Annotated in this window: 20 protein-coding genes; 12 read left to right on the top strand and 8 right to left on the bottom strand. The window is 41.4% G+C overall.

Annotated elements, in window-relative coordinates:
• Positions 1–14: 14 nt before the first annotated feature.
• From FK178_RS11635 to FK178_RS11625, 3 genes are all read right to left on the bottom strand, one after another.
• Positions 15–1,307: an aminopeptidase P family protein gene (locus tag FK178_RS11635; protein ID WP_146835230.1), complete on the bottom strand. Its 1,293-nt coding sequence runs from the start codon at positions 1,305–1,307 to the stop codon at positions 15–17.
• Between the two features lie 147 nt (positions 1,308–1,454).
• The gene (locus tag FK178_RS11630) at positions 1,455–1,745 is read right to left on the bottom strand and encodes a chaperone modulator CbpM (RefSeq protein ID WP_146835227.1); all 291 of its coding nucleotides are present in this window, start codon (positions 1,743–1,745) and stop codon (positions 1,455–1,457) included.
• Positions 1,742–2,662 (bottom strand): DnaJ C-terminal domain-containing protein, encoded by a 921-nt coding sequence (locus tag FK178_RS11625; RefSeq protein WP_146835224.1) that lies wholly within the window; start codon positions 2,660–2,662, stop codon positions 1,742–1,744. Before FK178_RS11625 ends, FK178_RS11630 begins: the two co-directional genes overlap by 4 nt.
• A gap of 272 nt (positions 2,663–2,934) precedes the next feature.
• Here FK178_RS11625 and FK178_RS11620 point away from each other — a divergent pair, with 272 nt between their 5' ends.
• The 4 genes from FK178_RS11620 to FK178_RS11605 all read left to right on the top strand — a co-directional run bounded on the left by FK178_RS11620 (position 2,935) and on the right by FK178_RS11605 (position 7,707).
• On the top strand, positions 2,935–3,651 hold the full coding sequence (locus tag FK178_RS11620; RefSeq protein WP_146835221.1) for a succinate dehydrogenase cytochrome b subunit: 717 nt from the start codon (positions 2,935–2,937) through the stop codon (positions 3,649–3,651).
• Between the two features lie 3 nt (positions 3,652–3,654).
• Positions 3,655–5,658, top strand: a complete 2,004-nt coding sequence (locus FK178_RS11615) for a fumarate reductase/succinate dehydrogenase flavoprotein subunit (RefSeq protein WP_146835218.1) — start codon at positions 3,655–3,657, stop codon at positions 5,656–5,658.
• Positions 5,659–5,727: 69 nt separating this feature from the next.
• Positions 5,728–6,471: a succinate dehydrogenase/fumarate reductase iron-sulfur subunit gene (locus FK178_RS11610; RefSeq protein WP_146835215.1), complete on the top strand. Its 744-nt coding sequence runs from the start codon at positions 5,728–5,730 to the stop codon at positions 6,469–6,471.
• Positions 6,472–6,552: 81 nt separating this feature from the next.
• Positions 6,553–7,707, top strand: a complete 1,155-nt coding sequence (locus FK178_RS11605; RefSeq protein WP_146835212.1) for a methionine aminotransferase — start codon at positions 6,553–6,555, stop codon at positions 7,705–7,707.
• Here the strand turns inward: FK178_RS11605 and FK178_RS11600 are convergent.
• On the bottom strand, positions 7,685–8,218 hold the full coding sequence (locus FK178_RS11600; RefSeq protein WP_146835209.1) for a DUF1440 domain-containing protein: 534 nt from the start codon (positions 8,216–8,218) through the stop codon (positions 7,685–7,687). The genes FK178_RS11605 and FK178_RS11600 overlap by 23 nt on opposite strands.
• Positions 8,219–8,317: 99 nt before the next feature.
• On the opposite strand from FK178_RS11600, the gene FK178_RS11595 reads away from it, so the two are divergent.
• Positions 8,318–9,097 (top strand): amidohydrolase, encoded by a 780-nt coding sequence (locus FK178_RS11595; protein ID WP_146835204.1) that lies wholly within the window; start codon positions 8,318–8,320, stop codon positions 9,095–9,097.
• Here FK178_RS11595 and FK178_RS11590 read toward each other — a convergent pair.
• The gene (locus FK178_RS11590; RefSeq protein WP_146835201.1) at positions 9,084–10,694 is read right to left on the bottom strand and encodes an Ig-like domain-containing protein; all 1,611 of its coding nucleotides are present in this window, start codon (positions 10,692–10,694) and stop codon (positions 9,084–9,086) included. The genes FK178_RS11595 and FK178_RS11590 overlap by 14 nt on opposite strands.
• 45 nt (positions 10,695–10,739) lie before the next feature.
• Positions 10,740–11,420 carry a ComF family protein gene (locus FK178_RS11585; RefSeq protein ID WP_146835199.1) on the bottom strand — a complete coding sequence of 227 codons (681 nt, stop codon included), beginning with the start codon at positions 11,418–11,420 and terminating at the stop codon, positions 10,740–10,742.
• Positions 11,421–11,481: 61 nt separating this feature from the next.
• On the opposite strand from FK178_RS11585, the gene FK178_RS11580 reads away from it, so the two are divergent.
• The 7 genes from FK178_RS11580 to FK178_RS11555 all read left to right on the top strand — a co-directional run bounded on the left by FK178_RS11580 (position 11,482) and on the right by FK178_RS11555 (position 20,049).
• The gene (locus tag FK178_RS11580) at positions 11,482–12,366 is read left to right on the top strand and encodes a hypothetical protein (RefSeq protein WP_240793827.1); all 885 of its coding nucleotides are present in this window, start codon (positions 11,482–11,484) and stop codon (positions 12,364–12,366) included.
• Positions 12,367–12,431: 65 nt separating this feature from the next.
• Positions 12,432–13,970 carry a glycine--tRNA ligase gene (locus FK178_RS11575; RefSeq protein WP_146835196.1) on the top strand — a complete coding sequence of 513 codons (1,539 nt, stop codon included), beginning with the start codon at positions 12,432–12,434 and terminating at the stop codon, positions 13,968–13,970.
• Positions 13,971–14,085: 115 nt separating this feature from the next.
• Positions 14,086–15,045, top strand: coding sequence for a hypothetical protein (locus FK178_RS15660; RefSeq protein WP_240793826.1), 960 nt, complete (start codon positions 14,086–14,088; stop codon positions 15,043–15,045).
• 14 nt (positions 15,046–15,059) lie between these two features.
• Positions 15,060–17,054 carry a GEVED domain-containing protein gene (locus tag FK178_RS11570; protein ID WP_240793825.1) on the top strand — a complete coding sequence of 665 codons (1,995 nt, stop codon included), beginning with the start codon at positions 15,060–15,062 and terminating at the stop codon, positions 17,052–17,054.
• A gap of 96 nt (positions 17,055–17,150) precedes the next feature.
• Positions 17,151–17,915 carry an exodeoxyribonuclease III gene (locus tag FK178_RS11565; protein ID WP_146835193.1) on the top strand — a complete coding sequence of 255 codons (765 nt, stop codon included), beginning with the start codon at positions 17,151–17,153 and terminating at the stop codon, positions 17,913–17,915.
• 22 nt (positions 17,916–17,937) lie between these two features.
• The gene (locus FK178_RS11560; protein WP_146835190.1) at positions 17,938–18,894 is read left to right on the top strand and encodes an OmpA/MotB family protein; all 957 of its coding nucleotides are present in this window, start codon (positions 17,938–17,940) and stop codon (positions 18,892–18,894) included.
• A gap of 120 nt (positions 18,895–19,014) precedes the next feature.
• A complete protein-coding gene (locus tag FK178_RS11555; protein ID WP_146835187.1) occupies positions 19,015–20,049 on the top strand; it encodes an NADP(H)-dependent aldo-keto reductase in 1,035 nt (344 codons plus the stop codon).
• Between the two features lie 7 nt (positions 20,050–20,056).
• On the opposite strand, the gene FK178_RS11550 is transcribed toward FK178_RS11555, so the two are convergent.
• Both FK178_RS11550 and radA read right to left on the bottom strand, forming a co-directional pair.
• On the bottom strand, positions 20,057–21,193 hold the full coding sequence (locus FK178_RS11550; RefSeq protein WP_146835184.1) for a M23 family metallopeptidase: 1,137 nt from the start codon (positions 21,191–21,193) through the stop codon (positions 20,057–20,059).
• Positions 21,194–21,238: 45 nt separating this feature from the next.
• Entirely contained in the window at positions 21,239–22,603 is a 1,365-nt protein-coding gene (radA, locus tag FK178_RS11545; RefSeq protein WP_146835181.1) for a DNA repair protein RadA, read from the bottom strand.
• Positions 22,604–22,616: the final 13 nt, after the last annotated feature.

Raw genomic sequence — 22,616 nt, 5'->3', positions numbered from 1 at the left:
TGCTTCAGTAGAAGCTAGGAATTCATCAAATCTTCGATCTCGTCGGCTTCAATAGGAATATTGCGCATTAAATTGAAGGGCTCTCCTTTTTTCTGAATGACCACATCATCTTCCAGGCGAATTCCAAAACCTTCCGCAGGGATATAGATTCCGGGCTCTACCGTAAAAACCTGATTGACTTCCATTGGTTGGGTAAGGATCCCGTAATCATGAGTGTCCAGCCCTATGTGATGGGATGTCCCGTGCATGAAATACTTTTTATAAGCCGGCCAGTCAGGATCTTCATTCTTAACATCGGCCTTATCCAAAAGTTTAAGTCCCAGCAATTCTGAAGTCATTAATTTTCCTACCTCAATATGATACTGCGCCCACATAGTTCCGGGGACAAGCATTTTGGTAGCTTCTTCTTTTACCCTGTTTACAGCATTATACACATCTTTTTGTCTTTTGCTGAATTTCCCTGAAACGGGAATTGTTCGCGACATATCGCTGGAATAATTGGCATACTCTGCACCGGCATCTATAAGAATGAGGTCTCCTGCTTTACATTGCTGGTTGTTTTCAATATAATGCAACACATTGGCATTGTTTCCGCTGGCAATAATTGGGGTGTAGGCAAAACCTTTTGAACGGTTATTGAGAAACTCGTGCATGAATTCTGCCTCGATGTTAAACTCCCAAACGCCTGGTTTTACAAAATTTAGAATTCGCCTGAAACCTTTTTCAGTAATATCACAAGCGTGCTGCAATAGATCGAGTTCTATCTTGTCTTTAACAGATCGTAATTTTTGAAGTATGGGATTGCTCTTGGCCACCTGATGAGCGGGATATTTTTTAAGGCACCATTCAATAAATCTTGCTTCCCGGGTTTGGGTTTCGATCTTGGCCCTGTAATGTTCGTTGGTATTGAAATAAATGGTCTCGCTTTGGGTCATTAGTTCAAAGAATACTTTTTCAAATTCTTTTAACCAATAAACGGTTTTAATGCCGCTGGTTTCAAAAGCTTTCTCCTTGGTGAGTTTCTCCCCTTCCCAAACCGCTATATGTTCATCGGTTTCGGTAAGGAATAAAATTTCCCGGTGTTTTTCAAGAGGAGCATCGGGAAAAAGCACAAGTATACTGGCTTCCTGGTCTACCCCGCTTAAATAGAAAATATCCCGTGCCTGTTGAAATGGCATTGTACTATCGGCCCCAATGGGGTAAATATCATTGGAATTAAAAACCGCAAGGCTCTTTGGTTTCATTTGAGCAGCAAAATTCTTGCGGTTTTTTATATATAATTTCTTGTCTATTGGATCGTATTTCATTTAATAATTAATTTAATTTTAAAAATTTAACTTCGGGGTTTCTGGTAAGGGTAACCCAAGATTTTTAGTTTTTTCAAAATTACAGAAGCAAATTCCAAAACCTGTTAAACTAAGTTTAAAAGTTTTTTGATTTCCTTAACATTTAGTTTATTCATATAAATTGAGGCGGTTTTGCAACTTACGGTTGGTTTTTTGTAATTCCCTCAATTGATTTAAAAGATGATGAACTGCTTCAAGCCCTTCCAGGTTTATTTCCAGGTCATAATGCAGCCTTCGCATTTTCTCAAATTCGGCCATCCTGTCACAATGCACATATTCTCTTTGTTCTATGGTGATTATTTCAATAAGGCCGCTTTCAGATAATGACCTTATAAAGGTGTGCTCCACCTTATATCTTTCACAAAGTTCTTCGGTCGCTATTAATTCTTCCAGATTCATGAGCGTAATTTTTGAAGTTCCTTAAACAGTTCCTTTTCCCTTTCCGTAAGATCTGTGGGCATCTTAACCTGGTATGTGATTATAAGATCGCCATACTGGTTCTCTATCTTATATTTCGGGAACCCTTTGCCTTTTAACTTGATCTTGGTGCCGGGCTGGGTTTCGGGCTTAACGGTAAGTTTAACCTTGCCTGTAAAAGTGTCAACCGTAATTTCTCCTCCCAGCAGTGCGGTATAGAAATCTATCTCTATCGTTTTATATAAATTTTCCTTCTCCCGCTTAAACCCTGTGTTATTTAGAATGTTGAAGGTTATATAAAGATCTCCTTTGGGTCCGCCCTGTATCCCCGGACCGCCATGGCCTTTTATCTTTATAGTTTGGCCATTCTCCACCCCGGCTGGAATAGTAAGCCTTATGTTTTTGCCATTGATGGTTAGGGTTTGCTTCTGGCTTGTATATACATCTTTTAGATTAAGCTGAAGTTCGGCATTAAAATCCTGGCCTTTAAAATGCGGGGCTCCTCTTCCCCCTCCACGGGTTCGGGCTCCACCACCAAACATTTGCTCAAAAAATTCTGAAAATGAATCATCATCGAAATTTCCTGAATAGGATTGTTGTGAACTACCTCCAAAACCGCCCCCAAATCCTCCAGCCCGGCTTTGTTGTCTCTGGGCACTTTCAAACTGTTCTGCATGTTGCCAGTCCTTTCCGTATTGATCATATTTTTTTCTTTTTTCAGGATCAATAAGAACTTCATGCGCTTCATTTATCTGCTGAAAGCGTGCCTGTGCTTCTTTGTTGTTTGGATTAAGGTCCGGATGAAATTTTCGGGCCAGTTTTCTATAGGCCTTTTTAATATCGGCCTGAGAGGCCGATTTGTCTAACTCCAGAATTTTATAATAGTCAATAAATTCCATGAAAAGGATCCAATAATTGTTTCTACTAATTTAAACAATCCCTTCTTTATGTTAGGGAAATTATGGGATTAAAAATAATCTCTAAAATCCCGGATAAGGAAAATTCCCGACATCAATTGGTAGAACCAAAATTGCCGTTGCGGCAGGGCTGGCTTAACAAATCATAAATTACTTTAAATTAGTTCTAAATTGGATTTTAAATATCACTAAAGTTTGTTAAAAACTTTAAGGAGGTGTATTTTTGTTCCACTTTATCAAACACATAATTTTTTATGGCAAAATCTGCGCTATTAAAGTCATCTTTAGCAAAAAAATACTGGATGGCTTTCACCGGCCTCTTCCTTTGCACATTTTTAGTAGGTCATCTCTTAGGGAATTTACAATTATTACTGCCGGTTAGTGATGCCGCCAGGGATCAATTCAATGAATATGCTTTATTCATGACAACCAACCCCCTTGTAATGATACTTTCTTATGTTACTTACCTGAGTATCTTATTTCACGCAATAGACGGGGTTATTTTAACAATAAATAATAGAAAAGCCCGCCCGCAGGGTTATGTGAATTTTAAGCCTTCAACTAACTCTACCTGGTCCTCCCGTAATATGGGATTACTGGGTACCGTTATTCTGGCTTTTATTATTCTTCACATGAATGCTTTCTGGGCAAAGATGAAATTTGGAAGCCTTGATCATACTTATTACACCACAGAGGGTGGAGAAAAAGTAAAAGATCTTTATACTTTAACCATTGCCACATTTCAGGACCCAGATTATGGGCTTATTATGAGCATTGTTTACCTAATTGCAATGGCAGCGATTGCCTTTCACCTTAAACATGGTTTTGCAAGTGGTTTTCAATCTTTAGGAGTTAATCATCCAAAATACAATGGGTTTATAAGAAAATTGGGATATGCGTTTGCAATCCTTGTTCCGCTGGCCTTCGCCGTGATCCCATTTTATATTCACTTTGTTTTAGATAAAATTTAAGCTATGGGAAATTTAGATTCAAAAATACCAAAAGGCCCATTGGCAGATAAGTGGACCAATCACAAAAATGATATTAATCTTGTAAATCCTGCAAATAAGCGAAATATTGACGTTATTATGGTAGGGACCGGCCTTGCTGGTGGAAGCGCTGCGGCTACTCTTGCAGAGCTGGGTTATAACGTAAAGACTTTTTGTTACCAGGATTCTCCAAGAAGGGCGCACTCTATAGCCGCCCAGGGGGGAATCAATGCTGCAAAGAATTACCAGGGAGACGGAGATTCCAATTACCGTCTTTTCTATGACACTATAAAAGGAGGAGATTACCGCTCCCGTGAGGCCAATGTTTACAGGCTTGCTGAAGTTTCAGCAAATATTATTGACCAGTGCGTGGCGCAGGGAGTTCCTTTTGCCCGTGAATATGGAGGCTTACTAGACAACCGCTCTTTTGGAGGAGTATTGGTGTCCAGAACCTTTTATGCCAAGGGACAAACCGGGCAACAGTTATTGCTTGGCTGTTACTCAGCAATGAACCGCCAGATCAACAGGGGTAAGATTACATCTTATACCCGTCACGAAATGCTTGATCTTGTAATTGTTGGGGGAAAAGCCAGAGGTATTATTGCCAGAAACCTGGTTACCGGAGAAATTGAAAGACATAGTGCCCACGCAGTAGTTATAGCTTCTGGGGGTTACGGGAACGTATTCTTTTTATCTACAAATGCCATGGGAAGCAATGTTACTGCTGCCTGGAAGGTTCATAAAAAAGGGGCATATTTTGCCAATCCTTGTTTTACCCAAATTCACCCTACCTGTATTCCTGTTTCAGGAGACCATCAGTCCAAACTAACTTTGATGTCTGAATCCCTGCGGAATGACGGAAGGATCTGGGTTCCAAAAAAACTGGAAGATGCCAAGGCCATTAGGGAAGGAAGGTTAAAACCCACCGAACTTAAAGAAGAAGATAGAGATTATTATCTTGAAAGAAGATATCCTGCGTTTGGTAACCTGGTGCCACGTGATGTGGCATCAAGGGCGGCCAAAGAACGATGCGATGCCGGTTTTGGGGTAAATAAAACCGGTGAGGCCGTATACCTTGATTTTAGTGCGGCTTTCCTTAGATATGGAAAAGAAACTGCAAATACCCAACATCTTGAAAATCCAACAGAGCAGCAAATCATAGAATTAGGAAAAGCTGTGGTTGAAGCCAAATATGGTAACCTTTTCCAGATGTACGAGAAGATCGTAGATCAAAATCCATATGAAACCCCAATGATGATCTATCCTGCCGTGCATTATACAATGGGTGGGATTTGGGTAGATTATAACCTTCAAACAACAATCCCGGGATGTTTCGCCACAGGAGAAGCCAACTTTTCGGACCATGGTGCAAACAGGTTGGGAGCTTCAGCATTGATGCAGGGACTGGCAGATGGTTATTTTGTTTTGCCATATACCATTGGAAATTACCTTGCCAGTGATATACGAACCGGTAAGATCCCAACAGATAGCCCGGAATTTGATCAGGCAGAAAAGGCAGTAAGGGAAAAACTTGAAAGATTTATCAATAACAAAGGAACACGATCTGTAGACCATTTTCATAAACGACTTGGTAAGATCATGTGGGATAAAGTAGGAATGTCTCGTAATGCCCCTCATCTCCAGGAGGCTGTGGCAGAAATAAAAGCATTACGGGAAGAATTCTGGCAGGACGTAAAAGTGCCCGGTGGTTTGAATGAAATGAACCCTGAGCTTGAGAAGGCTGCCCGTGTGGCCGATTTCCTTGAACTGGGAGAACTTTTTGCCAAAGATGCCTTACATAGAAATGAATCTTGTGGAGGACACTTCAGGGAGGAGTATCAAACCGAGGAAGGTGAAGCCTTGAGAGATGATGAGAACTTTATGTATGTTGCAGCCTGGGAATTCACCGGCGAACCCGGCGACGCGATCCTGCATAAGGAAGACCTTATTTATGAAAATATTGAAGTAAAAGCAAGGAGTTATAAATAGAATAGAGTGTTGAGTATTGAGTAATTAGACTTACTCATTACTCAATACTCACTACTCAATACTTAAAGTATGAATCTTACATTAAAAATATGGCGTCAAAAAGATGCCGCTGCAAAAGGTAAAATACAAACCTATCAATTAGGGGGAGTAGATCCGGATATGTCCTTTTTGGAAATGCTGGATGTTCTTAATGAAGACCTTGTTAATAAGGGTGAAGATCCTGTAGTTTTCGATCATGACTGTCGTGAAGGGATTTGCGGTACATGTAGCTTACAGATAAATGGTGAGCCACACGGTCCGGATCGTGGCATCACTACCTGCCAGTTGCATATGCGTAAATTTAAAGATGGGGATACCATTGTTATTGAACCATTTCGTGCTAAGGCATTTCCTGTGTTAAAGGATCTTGTTGTAGACCGCAGCGCTTTTGAAAGAATTCAACAGGCGGGGGGATATATTTCCGTGAATACATCTGGAACTACTCAGGATGCCAATGCCATCCCAATCCCTAAGGAAGATGCAGATGCAGCCTTCTTTTCTGCTTCCTGTATTGGTTGCGGGGCTTGCGTGGCCGCTTGTAAAAATGCCAGTGCAATGTTATTCACATCTGCAAAGGTGAGCCAAATGGCGTTGTTGCCTCAGGGACGTGTTGAAGCGAGCACACGGGTTTTGGCAATGGTTGAGCAAATGGATAAAGAAGGATTTGGAAACTGTACAAATACAGGTGCCTGCGAAATAGAATGTCCTAAAGGGATCTCTCTCGAGAATATTGCCAGGATGAACAGGGAATATATGAAAGCCAGTGTAGGTTAAAATTATTAAACTTTATTAGATATTGGATCCCGGACATTGCGTTCCGGGATTTTTTATGGATATTATTCAAAAATATTTACAATGTTTCAGTATTCCCAGGCTTCCTCGAAACTTCCCAATGAAAAGGACAGCATTTTCACCATTATGGGCCACCTGGCCCGAAAATATAATGCAACAGACCTTTCACAGGGATTTCCTAATTTTAAAACCGATGCTCAATTAACCCATTTGGTGAGTGAGGCCATGGCCAGAGGTTATAATCAATATGCCCCAATGGCCGGAGTTATTGAACTAAGAGAGGAGATCTCAAAAAAAATAAATCATCTTTATCATAAGAAGTATGATCCTGAAACAGAGATCACTGTCACAGTAGGAGCCACCCAGGCCATATATTCTGCAATCACCGCTTTTGTACAAAAAGATGATGAAGTTATTGTCTTCAAGCCGGCATATGATAGTTACGAACCCACCATTAAGCTTAATGGGGGATATCCGGTGTTGGTGCAATTAGAGGGGGATAACTTTAAGGTGAACTGGGAGGAGGTGGAAAATAAAATTAGCAGGAGAACAAGAATGGTGATTATTAACAGTCCTCATAATCCTACCGGTACTCTCTTTACACGGGAAGACATGCTCAAACTGGAACACCTCTTAAAAGACACCAATATTATATTATTAAGTGATGAGGTATATGAACATTTAATTTTTGACGGGCAGGAGCACCAAAGCGCGGCTCTTTATCCTTCTCTTGGTGAACGAGCTGTTATTTGTGCCTCCTTCGGAAAAACATTTCATAATACAGGTTGGAAAACCGGCTATTGTGTGGCGCCAAAAGCGCTGATGGCTGAAATTAGGAAAGTTCATCAATTCGCCGTTTTTTGTGTGAACCATCCCGTACAACAAGCTTTTGCCGCATATTTAAAATCTCCCGACCATTATTTGGAACTCGGGAGATTTTATGAGAAAAAAAGGGATTTCTTTCTGGAACTTATTAAGAACAGCAAGTTTAAAGGAAGTCCGGCTGCAGGAACCTATTTCCAGCTTTTGAATTTTTCAGAGATCACAGATGAAAGTGCAGTTGATTTTTCGCAAAGACTGGTAAAGGATTTTAAACTAGCCAGCATCCCCGTTTCTGTGTTCAATATTGATCAAAAAGACAATAAGCAACTACGCTTTTGCTTCGCGAAAACCGATGAAACTCTCGAAAAAGCAGCTATGATTCTGAATAAATTCTAACTCCGCGATCTTTTTTAAGTTTTTCATTAACCGCACTACGTACAACCTCGGTGGTTATCCCAAATAATACGTGAGCAAGCAATTCATTAAATTGCATTTTTAACGGAACATCTGTGGGTTTAGGCTCCAGTCCCATAAGTGGAAGGGATGTTTCGTGCGTTGAAAACCAGGTGGAAGCCCCCAGGATAATTCCGTCAGTAATATTATAATCGTCTTTATCCTTTTTTCCATAACCATATGCTGCTCCAACACTTGCGCCTATTGGAATATTTACCAATTGTTCAGCGAGGCCTTCGTTTTCAACACTTATGGGGCTGCCGGTTATTTTAGTGGAGAGGTCATCAACGATCTTGATTTGTGCCGATTTGTGCTCTATTTTCCTTACAGGAAGAAATTCTTCAACCAAACTCTTTACAACAGTACCGGCAAGGCCGCCAATTACCCCTGAAATTAAACCTCTTGATGTACTTGAGGCAAAGGAATCATTCTGAAAAAATTTATCTAATTTCATTTTGTCTTAATTTTGAATAAATCTATTTATATTACATTTTTAATACAATCATTTAACAAGTATTTAGCAGCAGTTTGCTAATTATTGATAAAAATATTTATGCAGGAAATTTTACAAACCGCCATCATACAAGCAGATCTCACGTGGGAAGATCCCGAGAAAAACCGAGCAAATTTTTCAGAAAAAATTGCAGAAATCCGGGATGAAGTAGATCTCATTGTATTGCCTGAGATGTTTAGCACCGGGTTTTCAATGAATGCCGAAGCATTGGCAGAAGGTATGGACGGCCCCTCACTTAAATGGATGCAGCATACTGCTCAAACTACAAACGCAGCGGTAACCGGAAGTCTTATTATTAAAGAAAATGGGAATTTTTATAACCGTTTGTTCTTTGTTTTCCCAGATGGAACTTATAAAACTTATGATAAAAGGCACACCTTTACGCTTGCTAAGGAGGATTTAACCTATACAGCAGGCCGGGAAAGGCTTATTGTAGAATATAAAGGCTGGAAAATATGCCCTCTAATATGTTATGATCTCAGATTCCCGGTTTGGGCCAGGAATACGAGCGATTATGATCTTTTAATATACGTGGCAAACTGGCCCGAAACAAGGATCCATGCCTGGGACATTTTACTTCAGGCCCGCGCTATTGAAAATATGTCTTACTGTGTTGGAGTAAACCGAACCGGAAATGACGGTAATGACTATAAATATAATGGGCATTCCGCCGTTTATGATAGTTTGGGCAAGGGTATCTTCTCTACGGAAGGACAAGGGGAATTTATGGAGATTGTTGCCCTTGAAAGTTCCCATCTTAAAGAGACCCGCGATAAACTAAAGTTTTTACAGGACCGGGATCGCTTTAATTTAGTATAAAGGCTTGATTAATATCCCAGTTAGGCCGCACATCCAGTACTTCGGGAAAATAGATAATCTCTTCGGGTTTGAGGCCCCGTAGATAATTACCCGTATCCCATTGCCGGTTTTCATTGCGGTCATAAATAAGCCTTATCAAATACTTCCCGGGAGTAATAAACTCAAAGCGTAACCCGGTTTGCCCGGTAGAATATTTTTCAGCTTTAACCACCCCTTTTTCATCTGTTAGCTGGACAATTACGGGGAAGCTCTTCACATTCTGAAGACTGAGGCTAAGATTTCCATAATCTGAAAATGCCCTTGTGGTCAGGCTCCGGGTAAGCGTATCATTGGTTGTTCCGTAAAAATCCCTTAAAGCTCCCGGGAGCACGGTTATTTTGTAAGATTGGTTCTCATTTTTTGTAAAATTGAGTTCCACCACATTTTCAAAAGGTCTTATTTCTGAAGTAAAATCAACGGCTACCGAATCCCGGTTCATAATTGAGATGAATTCATCATTTTTCTCCACAAGGGGGGTGTTGGCTCTTAGTATAACATTTTTTGTAAATTCTATGGACCCTGAAGGTTCCATTGTAACCTGCAACGTATCGGGCTTCATTTCTGTGATCCTTAATTTTAAGGAATCTACCCGGGTGGGGGTCGTAACCCTCAATTTCAAACTGTCTGTTTTCACGATAGGTCGCATCCAGAAATGGATACTATCCTTATTCTGGACCTTGGTGAGCCTGTAATCAAAATCTGCAGGCACTTCACTAAGGGCCTCAAATGCTATACTGTCCGGTTTCACAGTTCCGCGGTATCCAACTAAAAGTTTATTGCCGGCCAGCTGTTTTGGACGTTCAGGCCGGAATTCCAGATTCTCCCGGAACAAAACAAGATTGTACGAGGTGTCTGCGGGAACCGTAATAAGGCTGTCTAAAAATGCGATCTTTTCCCTTGCCGGAGAAAATTTATAATCGTTGTTAAGGTCTTTTACTGCTACCAGTTGATAGGTACCGGCTTTTAAATTAGTTAGTTCAAAGCTGCGAAGGCTATCAAGCGTATTGGTAATATATCGTGGGGGTTCATTATACACCAGCGAATCTGAAAAATTTTCATTCACCTCAAATAACATAACAGATATAAAGGGCTCTGCCTCTTTAAGCAGCGCGTCCTGAACGGTTCCCTTTACAGTAAGGGAATCTATATAGCTACCGGTAGAAAAAACGTATTTAAAAAAGGGTAGCGGATTTGCTTCATTGTTATCTACCACACTTCTTCCAAAATTTACCACATAGGTAGTATTTTCCTGCAGGGTATCTGTAATCCTTATTCTTATATATTTTTGTGGCCCACCCATAGGGGTGATTTCAGGCCTTGGGGACATGGGAGGTGAAATAATGATTTGTTCCTGGGCTTTGTCCAGTTTTATATATTCATCAAAATAGATGCGAATCTCCTTACTTTTAAAATTAGTGGAATAATTTTCAGGAGAAGCGCGTAAAAATTTAGGTGGGGTAGTGTCAATATCACCACCGGTGGGGTTTCCTCTTTTGGCGCATTGCACCAGGAAAAAGGTTGAAAGTAAAAGAAATAGGATGGGGAATCTTTTATTCATGAAAACCACATTTGAACCACAAAGAAACAATTAATTTTTCTTTTGTTAATTGGCAAAAGCCATGGTTGCCACACTTATTTTTACATCTCCTGCTTCTTTTAAAACTGTGGCACAAGCTTCCAGGGTTGAACCCGTAGTTATAAGATCATCTACAAGTAGCAGATGTTTTTTATGAATAAGCCCGGGATTAGCCAGTACAAAGGATTCTTCTATATTTCCCCACCTGGCCAACCGGGATTTAATGGTTTGTGAGCCGGAAAATGACCTTTTTAAAAGTACATTGTCAAGATATGGTACCTGTAGAGCACTGGCAATCTCTTTTCCAAAGTTCTCAACCTGGTTAAATCCGCGGGATCTTAATTTTCTTGGATGAAGCGGAACGGGAATAACTGCATCAATTTTAGAAAAACCATCAGCTTTGGAAAGTTCCTCGCCCATCCATTTTCCCAGAAAATTCCCAATTTTTTGTTGGCCTTTATATTTCAGGTTATGTATGAGCTTTTGTACTGCTCCTTTCTTTTGAAATAAAAGAAGTGCAGTAGCATTTTCTACTTTCACCCTGCCGTAAAATACTTTTATTACTGGGTTTTCGTTATCAAAGTGGAAATTAGTAACAGGTAGTTCGTGCAGGCAATTAATACAAATTACGGTTTCATTTTTTACCAGGATATTATCACATATCTGGCATACTTCAGGGTAAAATAAATTAAGAAAATCGTGAAACATTTGTTAATGAATTGTAACTTACACCACTAAACTTCTAAATTTACAAACTAAATTAACATATATGATGACCGAAACCAAAAGTAATACCGCTTTAAAAATTCTTACGGGCATATTAGCCGTGGCTTTAATAGCCCTTGGAATATATACTGTTAAATTCTATAATGAGGAAAAGGAAAACAAAGCTATTTTACAAAAGGAAAAAGCAGTTATTGAGGATGAGCTGAATGATCTTATTGTAAAATATGATGAAGCAATTGCAACTAATGAGGTTATGGATCAGGATCTTGTGGATGCCCGCCAGAGAATAGCTGTATTGCTTGATTCGGTAAAAGATTCCGAAGCCAACCTCGTGCTTATTTCCAGGTATCGCAGGGAAATTGGTGCCCTTAAGAGTGAAAAGGACAGGTTGTTCCGGGTGGTAGATAGTTTAAGCAATCAAAACCGTTTACTTGCTACAACAATAGATAGTACTAATATGGTCCTTGCACAAAGAACCAGGATGAGCGATTCCTTACAGGTTACCAACCAAAGCCTTTCTACCAAGGTAGACCGTGCTGCTCAATTAAAGGTTACAGGTCTTAAAGGGGAAGGGGTTATAGTGCGTAACAATGGTAAACTTGTTACCAATAACAGGACCCGTAGAATTGACCAGATTCGTACTTGTTTTACAATTACAGAGAATGCTCTGTCCCAGGCTGGTGAAAAGGAAATGTTTGTACAGGTGTACAATCCCGAAAACGAACTGGTGGGAGACCAACTTGCGGTACAACACGATGGTGGGGTAATGGTTTACAGTGCAGCTTCCAAGATATTCTATGAAAATGAAGAACTGGATGTATGTATTCTTTCAAATACAGACAGAGAGAAATTAATGGAAGGAACTTATAAAGTATATGTTTATGCAGGGAACCAATTAATAGGAACCAGCTCTTTCGCATTAAGATAATTTAATTTAAGAAAAATACGGAACCGCCTTGACCTTTATCAAGGCGGTTTTTTTATTTTTGCGCTATGGCAAAACAAGAAGATCTATTTAAAAATGTGATATCCCATGCCAAAGAGTATGGGTATATTTTCGCATCAAGTGAAATTTATGATGGGCTTAGCGCGGTTTATGACTACGGTCAAAATGGTGTTGAACTTAAGAAAAATATCAGGGAGTACTGGTGGAAGAGCATGGTGCAATTGCATCAAAACATTGTTGGGCTGGATGCGGCGATCCTTATGCATCCAAAAACCTGGAAAGCTTCTGGTCACGTAGATGCTTTTAATGATCCCTTAATTGATAATAAAGATTCTAAAAAGCGTTACCGTGCAGATGTACTGGTAGAAGATCATGCTGAAAAAATATTGCAGAAAGCGCAAAAGGAAATCGACAAGGCAAAAAAACGTTTTGGAGATGCTTTTGATGAAGAGCAGTTTGTAGCCACAAATGACAGGGTAGTAAGATATTTGAATGAACGCAGGGATATCCTGAAGCGTTTGGGAGATTCCCTTACCCGTGAGGATCTTAAAGATGTTAAGGCTTTAATTGAAGAACTTGAAATTGCAGATCCTGAGACCGGTTCCAAAAACTGGACAGAGGTAAGACAATTTAATTTGATGTTCGGAACAAAAATGGGTGCCTCGGCCGAGACTTCATCAGATCTTTACCTTAGGCCGGAAACTGCCCAGGGAATTTTCGTGAATTTCTCTAATGTCCAAAAGAGCGGGCGAATGAAAATTCCTTTCGGAATCGCTCAAACAGGAAAGGCTTTTAGGAACGAGATAGTTGCAAGGCAGTTTATTTTCAGGATGCGGGAGTTTGAACAAATGGAGATGCAATTTTTCGTGCGACCGGGAGAGGAATTAAAATGGTATGAACACTGGAAAGAAGAGCGTATAAAATGGCATTACTCCCTGAACCTGGGAGAAGAAAACTACCGTTTTCATGACCATGATAAACTGGCCCATTACGCTAATGCAGCAGCCGATATTGAATTTAATTTTCCTTTTGGTTTTAAAGAACTGGAGGGTATTCATTCCCGTACAGATTTTGACCTTAAGGCGCATGAAGAACATTCAGGTAGAAAACTGAGATTCTTTGATCCGGAAATGAATGAAAATTATGTTCCCTACGTTATAGAAACTTCTATTGGACTGGACAGGATGTTCCTGGCAGTTCTTTCTTCATCCCTGAAGGAGGAAACACTTGAGGATGGTTCCAGCCGTACAGTTTTAAAACTACCTGCGATCCTGGCACCAACAAAGGCAGCTATTTTACCTTTGGTGAAAAAAGATGGCCTGCCGGAACTGGCTAATGAGATAATTGAAGAACTAAAATGGGATTTCCAGGTGCAGTACGATGAAAAGGATGCGATAGGGAGAAGGTACCGCAGGCAGGATGCTGCAGGTACTCCATTGTGTATTACGGTAGACCACGATTCACTGGAAGACAGAAGTGTTACAATACGTTACCGTGATTCCATGCTTCAAAAAAGGGTTAAAATTACTGAACTAAAATCCCTGATACAGCAGGAGATAGATTTTAAAAGCTGGTTGAAAGCATAAATTTTATAAATTATTTAACTATTTTGCAGAGGCATTTAATTCGTTAATTGCCTCTGCTTATTTTTATTAAATGCCTATTTTTAAAGACTATTCCATCAGGTATCATTTTTTAGGTATGACCAGATCATTATTTGTTTTCTTTTTTATTTTTTGGTGTTTCTCCAATCCGGCTATTGCTCAAAAAAGAGAAACTTCCGGTCCGGTTTATATTGATTCTGCCAGGGCTGTCCCGGTGGAGGCGCTATCAAAGCGAAAATTGATTCCACCTTCTACAGAATTCAAGATTGTTAACCCCAGAAACAGGGGAATAAATAAGGTAGTTCCCGGAAAGGGCCTGCCAAAAACCATGGACGCTACCCGTCAGGCAGAACCCGGAAAAGTCCCTGTTAAATCCCCGATTTTATCTTTTGATGCTGCGGTTTCCCGTTCCACACCCACAGATCCTACAGGTGCGGCCGGCCCGTTTCATTATGTCAATGGATGGAACTCGGCATTTTCAATTTTTGATAAATCGGGAAATCAGCTGGTGCCGCCTGCATCCCTCGCCAGTATTGGCGGAGAATTTACGAATGAAACCCTGGGAGATCCCATTATTCTTTACGATGAATTTGCCGACAGGTTTCTAATCACTCAGTTCAGCGATACACCGGAAAGTTTTCTGGTTGCAGTTTCGAGGGGGCCAAACCCGGTAAATGATGGTTGGTACACATATCGTTTTAATACAAACGGGGCTTTGCCAGATTATCCAAAAATTTCTGTTTGGAGTGATGGATACTATGTTACAACCAATAAAAACTCCCGAACCGCAAGTACCAGCCAGGTAGTGTATGTTTTCGAAAGAGACCGAATGCTGGTGGGAGAAACTGCCCAGGTTGTTGGTTTTCCACTTCCAGGAATAAATACCAATGGATTTTATAGCCCCGCAGGATTTCATGCGATGGGAGATGACCTGCCGCCTCGTGGTAATTCCCCTATAATTTATATGCAGGATGATTCCTGGGCAGGTATATCTGAAGATCATTTAAAGATCTGGAACATAAATATGAACTGGAGTAACCCCCGGCCTCTTCAATAGCTGAATTTCAGGAATTGGGGACGGGAGAAGGTGTAAGCCCGTTTATAGCAACTTTTGACGGCGGGGCCTTTTCAAATCTTGAACAACCCGGCAATGCTCCCGATTTGGATGTACTCCAGGCCACGATGATGTATATGACCCAGTACAGGCGATTTCCTTCTTATAACTCGGCCGTAATGAACTTTGTGGTAGATATAGATCCTACTGCCGCAGAACATGCAGGAATACGCTGGTATGAGCTGCGTCAGGATTCCTCCGGTGGTTCCTGGTATGTATTTCAGGAAGGCACCTATGCTCCCGATAAAAGTGATCGCTGGAGCGGGAGTATTGGAATGGATAAAGAAGGAAATATTGGACTGGGATTTACGGTACTTGATAAAAGTCCGGCCACCCCAATCTTTCCGTCTATTCGTTATACAGGCAGGTATGCCAATGACCCTTTGGGGGTAATGACGGTTGTGGAAACAAGTATTGTTGAAGGTTTAAGCCCAAACCCATCTTCCAGATATGGAGATTATGCCCATCTAACGGTTGATCCTTTTGACCATGTTACCTTTTGGCATAATGGTGAATATTTTGAGGGGCTGGACCGTAAAAACAGGGTAGGGGTTTTTAAACTTGCGCCAGATTTTAACAACGATGTTGGAATAATAGCCGTTGTGAAACCTACAGATGCCACCCTTTCCAATTCTGAACAGGTAACTGTTACCATCAGAAATTTTGGGGTGAATACCCAAACAAATATACCTGTTAGTTATTCTCTAGACGGTGGGCCCGTGGTTACTGAAATATTTACAGGATCTGTGGAAGGCACCAGCTCGGTAGATTACACCTTTGCAACTCCTGCTAATCTGGGGGTGATAGGTCAAACATATGAGATCACGGCATCTACAGCTCTCCCGGGTGATGAGGCTCCGGAGAACGATACTTTTACTACAAACGTTACCAACTTATTCCCCAAAGATGTGGGGGTCACCTCTATTGATGCGCCCAATACAGGTTTGGAGCTCACTTCTTCTGAAGATATTACAATAACCATAGAAAATTTTGGGGGAGAACCCCAATCTAACATTCCGGTGGCATACAGGATAGAGAATAATGTAAGGGTAAGAGAAGTTTTTCCCGGAACAATTCCCGTGGGTGAGAATGCGGTTTATACGTTTTCTCAAAAGGCAAATCTTTCGGCCTATGGACGATTCTTAATTTATGCTGAAACAAATTTACAGGGAGATCAGGATACAACCAACGACAGCCATACCAAATCTGTCGCCAACCTGAATTGTATCCCGGTAGGATCAGACTGTGCCAGTTTTGGGGACGGGATCCATTCCTTTGAATTGGAAGATATTCTAAATGAAAGAATTCCCTGTGTTGATGGCTATGCAGATTATATAGGCTTTTCTACAGATCTTGACAGGTCCAAACGCACCTTTACAGTGAGGGTTAAAACTTTGTTTGATTCCCCGCAAAATGAGCAATTCTCATTATGGATAGACCTTAATGATAACGGGGTTTTTGATGATGCAGAACGATTTATATCCAGTGAGGTGATCCCATCTCCCAACACCTGGCACAGCTATGAATTCACACTCCCTGCCAATGCAGCTCTGGGCCAGCATTTGATGAGGGTAAGAGCAGGAGATGTCTCTTTTGAGGGTGACCTTAATGACCCCTGCAGTGTGATGGATTATGGGACTACCCATGATTATTCAGTAAGAATAATTGACAGTACCTTAAAACTCGACGATTTCCTGCTTAATGAGGCTGTGCTGGAAATAGCAGAACAGGGAAATGGAATATTCCGGGTTTTCCTGGAGACCACCTTTGACCAACCACTTAGAATTACAATTCACAATATTCTGGGCCAGAAAATGCTCGAGAACCAGGTGGAGAGTAATGGGCAGGGATATCTTTATGAATTTGATATGTCCTACGCCGCAACCGGGGTTTATTTGTTGAGAATAGGAACTCGGGATGTGGGGAAAGTCAAACGCTTCCTGGTAAAATAAAATTTTTCACGGGATTCATTTTCTTCCGCAGAAATAGGCATAAATGGTTTAGAAACCTCTTCGGAATGCTTATTTTTGAAAAAATTATATTCCCCAATGAGAATCATTTCTTATAATGTTAACGGGATAAGAGCAGCCTTACGAAAGGGATTTTTGGAATGGCTGTCCTTTGCCGATCCTGATATTCTTTGCCTGCAGGAAATAAAAGCCACTCCGGAACAATTTGATACGTCCATTTTTGAAGAGGCGGGCTATAAACATCATTACTGGTACCCAGCCGGCAAAAAAGGTTATAGTGGGGTAGCGATCCTTAGCAAGCATGAACCTTTAAATGTGGAATACGGTACAGGAATAGACTACATGGATTTTGAAGGGAGAAACCTCCGGGCAGATTTTGACGGTTTCTCGGTCATGAGTCTTTACCTCCCCTCTGGAACGAATATTAACCGGCTGGAGCACAAACTGCAGTATATGGCCGATTTTCAGCAATATATAGACCGTCTTAAAGAACAGATACCTCACCTTATCATATGCGGAGATTATAACATCTGTCATCAGGCAATAGACATTCACGATCCCGTAAGATTAAAGAACACTTCAGGGTTTTTACCTGTGGAAAGGGAATGGATAGACGGTTTTATGAAAAGCGGCTTCATAGATTCCTTCAGGCATTTTAATGAGGAAGGAGACCACTACTCATGGTGGAGCTACCGTGCAGGTGCGCGGGGTAATAATAAAGGCTGGAGAATAGATTATAACCTGGTTTCAGAATCTCTTAAAGACAAATTGAAAAGGGCTGTAATCCTGCCCGAGGCCTACCACAGTGACCATTGTCCTGTATTGCTTGAAATTGAACATTAAAAATTAACTTAATAAACCCATTATGGCATTTAGATCTATTGTTGTTGCATTATTAGCGGTAAGCATGTTTTCTTCCTGTGTATCCTCCAAAGTACACAAAGAGCTGCAGGCCGAATATGATTCACTGGAAACCCGGAATCAGAAATTATCAAATGAATTAAGGGAAACCCGCAACAAAAGTGAAAAAGATCTTACTTCTCTGAGAGAGGAATATGATAAAATTAAAGCCGAAAGGGACAGGTTAAACAGTGAGCTGCAAACAACCCGCGAAAATCTGGAAAGCCTTACCAGATCTTATGATGCATTGGAAGCCAATAGCTCCAGTGCAATAGCTGAGAATTCCAGGCAAAACCGCGAGCTTCTGGCAGAGTTGGAAGAAAAAGGAAAGGCGCTGGCAACAGAACAGGCCAGATTGGAGAAACTTCAGCGTGACCTTGCAGCACGCTCTCAAAGAGTAGACGAACTTGAAGGATTGATAGCGGCCAAAGATGCCAAGATGAATGCCTTGAAAACTGCGGTTTCCAATGCACTTACCAATTTTGAAGGCAAAGGCCTTACCGTTGAACAACGCGACGGGAAAGTTTATGTATCCATGGAAAATAAATTATTATTTAGTTCTGGAAGCTGGGCGGTAAATACAGAAGGTAGAAAGGCCGTGCAGCAACTGGGCCAGGTGCTCGCCCAAAATCCCGATATCGCTGTACTTATTGAGGGGCATACAGATAATGTGCCTTACGGCGGAACAGGCCAGTTAACAGACAACTGGGACCTTTCTACAAAAAGGGCCACTTCAATTGTCCAGATCTTAAGAGAAAACTCGGGCATAGATGCATCAAACCTCACCGCCGCCGGAAGGGGAGAATATGCACCTATAGCAAGTAATCAGACCGCTGAAGGCAAAGCAAAGAACCGCCGCATTGAAGTTATTCTCACTCCTAAACTGGATGAAATAAACCAGTTACTGAATGAAATGGAATAATTTTTAAAATATCCCAAAGTCATTTAAACAACAAGAAATTTTCCCTGCGGAAACCTCTGCGGGAGTTTCTTTTTTATAATTAAACCGCTTTATTAAGCGGAACTAAAAAGCATAGATCTAATGAAATATACCACTCTTCCCAATACAGATATTCGGGTAAGTAAGCTCTGCCTTGGAACAATGACCTGGGGGCAACAAAACACTGAGGCAGAGGGGCATCAGCAATTGGACATGGCTCTTGAAAAAGGCATCAATTTTATTGATACTGCAGAGATGTATCCAGTTCCCGCCAGAAAAGAGACCCAGGGAAATACAGAAAAGATCATTGGTACCTGGTTACAAAAATCCGGAAACAGGGATAAAATAATCCTGGCATCCAAAATTGCAGGGCCGGGAAGGGCCATGGCTCATATAAGACCCAATCTGGGCTTTAGCAAAGCTGCAATTGACGAGGCTTTGGAATTAAGTCTTCAACGGCTGAATACAGATTACCTGGACCTTTACCAACTACACTGGCCGGAGCGCAACTCGAATTATTTTGGTAAAAGGGGTTATAAAGTTGACGAAGATGAGGAATGGCAGGACAATTTCAGTGAAATATTGAATTACCTGGATGAGGTAATTAAATCGGGTAAGGTTAGGCACATAGGTCTTTCTAATGAATCGCCCTATGGAGTGATGCGTTGTTTGGAAGAAGCCCGAAAGGGATCGCCTAGGATCATAACGGTCCAGAATCCATACAACCTCTTAAACCGGAAAGATGAAATAGGTCTTACAGAGATCTATCACCGTGAAAATATTGGTTTACTACCATATTCGCCCCTGGGAATGGGAACACTTACCGGTAAGTATTTAAATAAGATGCCAGAAAATGCAAGGCTCACCCTTTTTCCGCAGTATTCAAGATATTCCAATGCACAGGCTCTCGAAGCTACAAAAAGATATTGCAGTATTGCAGAAAAGCATAGTTTGAAAGCCGGGCAAATGGCACTGGCCTTTTTAGAGCAACAGCCTTTTGTGAGCAGCACAATAATTGGCGCTACTTCACTTGAGCAACTGGAAGAAAATATTGAAAGTATTAAGCTTGAACTTTCAGAAGAGGTACTTCAGGAAATCGATGCCGTACATGAGGCAATTCCCAATCCCGCACCTTAAACTGAATTTATAGCGGAGCTATCAGGCTTTCATGGATAAATCCCGCCTGTTGGTTAAAAGTGCGAATATGGTACCAGTCGTTGGCCTTGCCCAACATGACCAGGGTATCATTGGGCTGTAGGTTGGCAATAATTCCGGAGCCCTTGGTAGCCGGAAGGTCTCTTAAATTAGCAACCGTCCTGGTAACAAAATTTAAATTATCCGGCAAAGATGCAGTAGGTTTAAATTCGGCTTTAGCTATCTGGAATACATGCGGGAGTGGGTCAATAGCACCCCTGTATCCTTTATAAAGTCCGAAATGAAGATGTGGTGGTGTAGATCTGGCATTTCCGGTATTTCCCACAAATCCTATGGTATCCCCGGTTTTTACCCGATTATTGGCTAAAGGCATAATACTGTCTAAATGGGCATAGTAAAGCGATTGGTTACGCTTACGGTCCCTTATCCAAACTTGTTTCCCGCCAAGGCCTCTTTCACCCGAGGAAGAGATCTGGCCATCGGTTACCGCGATAACAGGGGTTCCCCTGGCGGCAAAGATGTCTATTCCCTCGTGAGATCTTCTTCCCGCATCACGGTTTGCTCCCCAAAAGCTTTGAATATTTTTGTTTCCTGCACCTGCCACGGGAAATTCATATACAGGTGTTGTTTCAATTTTAATGCTGAAAGTTGTAAATGCATTTATCTCAGGTTGAATCACAACTTTATAGGTGCCAGATTCTTCAATTTCTTCTGAAAGATTTTTACGATCAAAATTGGAAGTTGCCACCTTTTTAAAAGTGCGAAGCGAGTCGTTCTCCCGTAATAAAAGGTCAATAAATACAAGGTTAAAAGTGCTGTCGGCATCCACCCTAATATCCAGCTTTTCTCCCGCTTTCAATTCCATATCATAAGACAACACGGGGAAAGTTTTAGGCTTGAAATGTCCTTCCTGAAAATAGGGGGTTTTTATTTTTACACTATCCTGTAAGGCCAATGTGCCCTGATTCTCCCAGAGAAGGAAGAGTTCATCTGAAATTTTAAGATCCCGCTTATAACGTTCCTTTGCAGTGGGGTTGGTAATAAGGTCTGTCGCTTTATTAAGCTGGGAGCAGCTTATAAAAAACAGTAACAGGACCGGGATAATAATTAATTTCCATCGTTGCATTCTCATTTCTTTTGGCGCATTGAATATGCAGTAATTATGCCATACTTAGCCAAATAAATAGGTCACCACGTCCTCTATTCTCGCTACCTTTTGAATTCGAATAGCATAATGGGTCTTTGGTAATTTGGTTTGTTTTGAAACCATAATAGTTGCAAATCCGAGTTTTTCGGCCTCCAAAATGCGTTGTTCTGCGCGTGTCACCGGCCTTATTTCTCCCGCAAGGCCAACCTCTGCAGCAAAGCAAATGTCCTTTTCAATATAAATATCTTCATTGGAAGATAAAATAGCCGCGATAACCGCGAGATCTATTGCAGGATCATCAACCGAGATACCTCCCGTTACATTGAGAAAAACATCTTTGGCTCCCAGCCTGAACCCGGCCCGTTTTTCGAGAACCGCGAGCAGCATGTTTAGCCGTTTGGCATTATACCCCGTGGTAGAGCGTTGGGGAGTGCCATATACAGCCGAACTTACCAAAGCCTGAATCTCAATCATTAACGGGCGCATACCTTCAAGAGTAGAAGCTATGGCCGTACCACTAAGGCCTTCATCATTTTTGGAGATCAAAATTTCTGAAGGATTTGAGACTTCCCTTAGGCCGCTTCCCTGCATTTCGTAAATTCCAAGTTCCTGTGTAGACCCAAACCGGTTCTTATGTGCCCTCAGTATCCTGTATACATGGTTCCGGTCTCCTTCAAACTGCAAAACAGTGTCCACCATATGCTCCAGAACTTTTGGTCCTGCGATACTGCCTTCTTTGGTAATATGCCCAATAAGAATTACCGGCACACCGGTTTCCTTTGCATATTTAATAAGCTCTGCTGTACATTCCCGTATTTGAGAGATGCTTCCGGGAGAGCTCTCGATATAGTCTGTATGCAGGGTTTGGATGGAATCTATAATAACTATTTCAGGCTGCAGGCTTTCAATTTGCCTGAAGATATTCTGTGTCTTTGTTTCAGTTAAAATGAAACAGTTGGCGGGATTGGGATTAATACGTTCTGCCCGCATTTTAATTTGTTGCTGGCTTTCCTCACCAGAGACGTACAGGGTTTTTTGAGAAAGGTGCAGGGAGATCTGGAGTAACAGGGTACTCTTACCTATCCCGGGCTCTCCTCCAAGTAGCGTAAGTGAGCCCGGTACCAGGCCCCCACCCAGGACCCGGTCCAACTCTGTATTATTTGTAGTGAGCCTTGGCTCATTTCCCACCTCAATTTCTGTAATTCTTAAGGGCACCGGGGTGCGTTTCACTTCCCTGGTTTCCTTTGGTTTCCAGTCTTTTTGGTCGGGTTTCTGGACTATTTCCTCTACAAGGGTGTTCCATTCCTTACAGGAGCTGCACTGTCCCTGCCATTTAGAATGTTGTGCCCCGCAATTTTGACAATAAAAAGTAGTTTTGGTCTTGGCCATAAAAATTCTGAAG

The organism is Antarcticibacterium arcticum, from assembly GCF_007993795.1.
Lineage (GTDB): Bacteria > Bacteroidota > Bacteroidia > Flavobacteriales > Flavobacteriaceae > Gillisia > Gillisia arctica.
Note: the sequence above shows the minus strand (reverse complement) of the source record. Positions and strands in the feature narration are given on the sequence as shown.